Below are 1,099 nucleotides of genomic sequence, written 5' to 3'. Positions count from 1 at the left end.
GACCTACTTCCCAGGCCTACCCGATCCTCTATTCTCGACTCTTCGACCCATACGCCTTTCAATCTCATCTACAAACTTTCCTGTGCCTGTTAGTTGACACCGCTCCACTGCGACTCCTAAATCATTCTTTGCTTCAATCAAGACCTCCAAATAGTGCTGGTCATCTTCATCACACAAAAACGCTGCCGTCTTATCATGTCCTCGCTGGACAATATGATGAGGGCAGCTTGACACTATCAGGCGCTTTCCTCTCGGCATAGCTCACCTCCTTGTTTGCTATACAGACTGAATCAAAAGACTTCACATCTATTTTCTGTATTTAAAAATTAAATGTGACACCTTTTTCTTCAAAGGATCGATAGAATAAAAAAGTTACTTGCGAGCTGGAGTTGTAGGTACAACCATTATGGGAAATTAGTTATAGCAGATGCAGGTCAACAAAGAGATAAACAAACCTATTAAGTAATTCTCAAAATTACCCATTCAAAGTGCGCAGAGCATATTCTGGGTCTTTGTCTAGCAAACGAAGCAAAGCTCTCGCGGGACCTGTTGGATAACGCCGCCCCTGCTCCCAATTTTCTAATGTACGCTTACTGACACCAATGAGTCCTGCGAAACGGGTTTGAGATAAGCCAATTTTTTCACGAATCGCCTTAACTTCAGGCTCTTCAAATTTAAAGTTACGCGATGTGCCCGCTTTACCTTCAACTATATCATCCATTTCCTGAACGCTCGCCAGCAGTTCACTAAAGTCATTATCTTTCATATCATTTACCACCTCTCTACAATGGTTTTTAATATCGCCAATTGATCTGAAGTTAAGCTTTCTTGTTTACCCTTTGGATAAACATACAGCATACGAATTTGTTCATCGCTTACCACCCAATAGTAAATAACTCGCACACCACCACTTTTACCTGCAGACTTAAGCTTCCAACGGATCTTACGCAAACCTCCAGAACCTCTAATCAGGTCACCAAGGTCAGGCCGATTAACCAGCGTTTCTTGTAGCTCTCGATATTGTTCATCAGGCATCAATTGCTTAATGAGTTTGGTAAATACGCTTGTTTCAATAATAACCATAAACACAACTATACGC

Annotated in this window: 3 protein-coding genes; all 3 read right to left on the bottom strand. The window is 41.7% G+C overall.

Features of this window, described 5'->3' with window-relative positions:
- Positions 1–3: 3 nt before the first annotated feature.
- On the bottom strand, positions 4–258 hold the full coding sequence (locus tag A3766_RS20375) for a hypothetical protein (RefSeq protein ID WP_068508138.1): 255 nt from the start codon (positions 256–258) through the stop codon (positions 4–6).
- A 217-nt stretch (positions 259–475) separates the two neighbouring features.
- Positions 476–766 carry a DNA-binding transcriptional regulator gene (locus A3766_RS20370; protein WP_068508141.1) on the bottom strand — a complete coding sequence of 97 codons (291 nt, stop codon included), beginning with the start codon at positions 764–766 and terminating at the stop codon, positions 476–478.
- A gap of 5 nt (positions 767–771) precedes the next feature.
- A partial coding sequence (locus A3766_RS20365; RefSeq protein WP_369808645.1) for a toxin occupies positions 772–1,099 on the bottom strand: 328 nt, incomplete at its 5' end.

It is taken from the genome of Oleiphilus sp. HI0132 (genome assembly GCF_001635845.1).
Note: the sequence above shows the minus strand (reverse complement) of the source record. Positions and strands in the feature narration are given on the sequence as shown.

What these genes read in the sequence shown, in the direction of transcription:
- A3766_RS20370 (WP_068508141.1), bottom strand. Translation starts at nt 766, where the DNA reads ATGAAAGATAATGACTTTAGTGAACTGCTGGCGAGCGTTCAGGAAATG.
- A3766_RS20375 (WP_068508138.1), bottom strand. Translation starts at nt 258, where the DNA reads ATGCCGAGAGGAAAGCGCCTGATAGTGTCAAGCTGCCCTCATCATATT.